The following is a 3,233-nucleotide window of genomic DNA, read 5'->3' on the forward strand; positions in this document are numbered from 1 at the left end:
CCGCCTTTTTTTTTCTAATGATCCGCCCCCCCCCGAGCTCTACCCTCTTCCCCTCCCCGCCCCTCTCCCGTCCTGGGGGTGCACCGGTTCCCGCCCGCCCGCGCCGGCGGCGCCCGCCTGGTCCGACATCAGGAAGTAGCACGCCGCGCACACCGCCGCGGCCAGGCCCCATCCGACACCGGTGAGGTTGATCTGGGCGCCGGTCAGCCCATCCGGTCCGACCACGCCGAGCACCAAGGTGATCCCGGCGACGGCGAGTGCGACGCCGGCCAGCGTCACCGTGGTGGGGCGATTCCTGGTGGTCGCCCACAGCCAGCCGACGACCAGAATCGGAGCGGTGTATTCGAGCAGCAGCGCGACCCCGACCGTCAGGTGCGAGACCGCGTTGTAGTAGAAGAGTTGCGCGCCGGCGATCGGCACCAGGCCGTAGAGCACGACCGTCCGGGCGTGCCGTCGGGCCTCGCGCAGCCAGCCCGGACGCACGACGGCGGCGAACACCGCCATCGCCAGCGCACCCCCGGCCAGCCGGGCGGTCACCGCCGCCGTGGGGGTCCATCCCGCCTCCATCAGCGACTTCGCGAACGGCCCGGAGCTGCCGAACGCGAACGCGGAACCGACGGCGAACAGCAGACCCGTACGAAAATGGTCGGAACGAACGCGTGGGTTCGTATCCAGTGCAGCCATGAGCAACCGCCTCCGCGAGCCCGACAAGGGATGACATGAGTAAAATCGGATTTGGTCGTGACGTTACCGTCGGGAGGAGTCATGGGTCAAATGCTTTTCACTCATGACACTGAGCTCACTCTGCGCGCGGTGAGTGTCCTGATCAACAGTGACCGGGTGGACGGTGAACGGCTGCCCGACCTCGCCGCGCTCGATGAATATCTCGACCACTTCGGCTGGACCGGTCGGCGTGATCGCGACGCGGCCGAACTCGACACGGTGCACAACCTGCGGACGAGGTTGGGCCGCATCTGGGAATCCGCCGACGACGAGGTCCGCGCCGTCGACCAGGTCAACGCGCTGCTGTCCGACACCAAGGCGTCGCCGTGGCTGACCCGCCACCCCGAGATGCCCGAATGGCATCTGCACCTGGCGTCCGTCCACGATCCGCTATGGCAGCGGATGGGCGCCGAGATGGCGATGGCGCTGGCCGACCTGATCCGGGCCGGGGAACTGCGCAGGCTCAAGGTCTGCGCGGCGCCGGACTGCCACGCGGTGCTCGTCGACCTGTCCCGCAACCGGTCGGGGAAGTTCTGCGACACCGGCAACTGCGGCAACCGTCAGCACGTCGCGGCCTACCGGGAACGCCGCTCCAACAAGTGAACTGACCCCTCGCGGCGCGCCGTTACGCTGGCCCGAGGGGGAGTGAATGGCGCAACCGACGACACGCCTGCAGGTCAGCGGGCACCGCTTCCTGGCCCGCCGGATGGAACACGCGCTGGTCCGTGGTGATGCCCGGATGCTCGACGATCCGCTTCGCGCGCAGTCGGTTTCGCTGGCCGCCGGTGCGGTGCTGGCGACCGTCGCCGTCGCCGTGTGCGCGGTGCTGGCCGTCGTGTCCCCCGGCGCGACCGTGGGTGACGCGCCGCTTGTGGTGGTCCGCGAGTCCGGGGCGATGTACGTCAGGATCGACGGCGTCATGCACCCGGTGTTCAATCTGGCCTCGGCGCGTCTGATCCTGCGCGACGCCGCCGAGCCGCGGACGGTCTCGCAGCGCGCCATCGACGCGGCGGCGCTCGGACCGCAGGTGGGTATTCCCGGTGCGCCCGCGCAGATCTCACCGCCGTTGGACGCCCGGGACTCCGGGTGGACCGTCTGCGACGACGCACAATCGCGCACCTCGGTCGCGACGGGTCCGCCGGAGATCACGGCGATGGAGCCCGATTCCAGCGTGCTGGTGACGCCGCGCGGGGAGAGCGCCGCGCTGACCTATCTCCTGCACGGCGGACGGCGGGCGCGCGTGGATCTGCGTCATCCCGCGGTGGTGCGCGCATTGGAACTCGACAACGTTGCGGCGCAGCCGGTTTCACCGGTGCTGCTGGCCGCGGTCCCGGAGGCGCCCGCCATCGAGCCGCCGCACATCCCGGCGCGCGGTACCGCCGGGCCACCGCTGCTGCCCGAACACCCGGTGGGCACGGTGGTGCGGGTGGCCGGCGCCTCGGATGACTACTTCGTGGTGCTGATCGACGGGCTGCAGCGCATCGGCGAGGTCGCGGCCGACCTGATCCGCTACACCGACAATCGCATCGGCGACGGGCTTCCCACCGTGTCGCCCGACGTCGTCGGCGCGTTGCCCGTGGTCCACACGCTGCCGGTGACGACGTTCCCGCACACCGGCGGGGTCGCGGACGCAGCGGTGGTCTGTGCCCGCTGGGACGCCGGTCCGGGTGGAAACGGTTCCCACACCACCGTCTACGTCGGCGATGCCGTTCCGCCGATGGCGCACCCCGTCGTGCTGGCGCAGGCCGACGACGACGGGCCCGCCGTCGACACGGTGTCGGTGCCGGCGGGACGCACGGTCTTCGTCCGGTCCGTGTCGCTCACCGGCTCCGGGCACAGCACGGGTTCGCTGTTCCTGCTCACCGACACCGGTGTGCTGTTCGGCGTCCGCGACACCGCCACCGCCCGGGATCTGGGAATCACCACCCCGGCGGTGCCTGCGCCGTGGCCGGTGCTGGCGAGGCTGCCCCGTGGTCCGGAGCTCAGCGGGCCGGCCGCGTCAGTCCTCCGGGACGGGACGCCGTGACCGGCGCACGGCCGCCGAGGCCACCGCGGCACAGCCGGCCAGCGCGACACAGATGAGCGCGCCGTGTACCGCGGTCCTGTGACGCCCGCCCGCCTGCGGTGGGGCGGGTTCGACCGGCACCACCACGGGGCCGGCGGTCGCGGTCTCGGCCGGCCCGGTGGCGGACACCGCCGCGAGGGCGTCCACCACCCCGTGACCGACGACGGGATCCCAGCCGCCGGGCGGATCGTGCGCGGTGTCCTCGATGATGCCCATCACCTGCCGCGCGGTCAGTTCCGGTGCCCGGGCCCGAACCAGCGCGGCGATCGCGGCGACCACCGGAACGGCATAGCTGGTACCGGAGATCGGCAGCCCGGACGGCGCCGCGGTCACCAGGCCGTCGCCGGTCGGCGCCAGCGAGATCACCGCTTCGCCCGGAGCGGCGACGTCGACCCACGGGCCGGCGAGGCTGAAGTCCGAGGCCGTCCCGTCCGGGCCCACCGAG

Annotated in this window: 3 protein-coding genes and 1 pseudogene; 2 read left to right on the top strand and 2 right to left on the bottom strand. The window is 71.9% G+C overall.

The features are described from left to right. Positions 1–75 precede the first annotated feature (75 nt). Positions 76–684, bottom strand: a pseudogene (locus tag ASJ79_RS21360) (DMT family transporter); the annotation flags it as partial. Between the two features lie 90 nt (positions 685–774). Between ASJ79_RS21360 and ASJ79_RS21365 the strand changes: the two are divergent. Together ASJ79_RS21365 and eccB are read left to right on the top strand one after the other, a co-directional pair. Continuing rightward, the gene (locus ASJ79_RS21365; RefSeq protein WP_067959612.1) at positions 775–1,326 is read left to right on the top strand and encodes a CGNR zinc finger domain-containing protein; all 552 of its coding nucleotides are present in this window, start codon (positions 775–777) and stop codon (positions 1,324–1,326) included. Positions 1,327–1,372: 46 nt separating this feature from the next. Next, on the top strand, positions 1,373–2,749 hold the full coding sequence (gene eccB, locus ASJ79_RS21370; protein ID WP_067959615.1) for a type VII secretion protein EccB: 1,377 nt from the start codon (positions 1,373–1,375) through the stop codon (positions 2,747–2,749). Here eccB and ASJ79_RS21375 read toward each other — a convergent pair. Beyond that, positions 2,723–3,233 (bottom strand): S8 family serine peptidase (locus ASJ79_RS21375; protein WP_156448561.1); only part of this gene is annotated, 511 nt, incomplete at its 5' end. The two genes, eccB and ASJ79_RS21375, sit on opposite strands and share 27 nt — an antisense overlap.

The sequence above is a fragment of the Mycobacterium sp. NAZ190054 genome (assembly GCF_001545925.1).
Classification (GTDB): domain Bacteria; phylum Actinomycetota; class Actinomycetes; order Mycobacteriales; family Mycobacteriaceae; genus Mycobacterium.

What these genes read in the sequence shown, in the direction of transcription:
- eccB (WP_067959615.1), top strand. Translation starts at nt 1,373, where the DNA reads ATGGCGCAACCGACGACACGCCTGCAGGTCAGCGGGCACCGCTTCCTG.
- ASJ79_RS21365 (WP_067959612.1), top strand. Translation starts at nt 775, where the DNA reads ATGCTTTTCACTCATGACACTGAGCTCACTCTGCGCGCGGTGAGTGTC.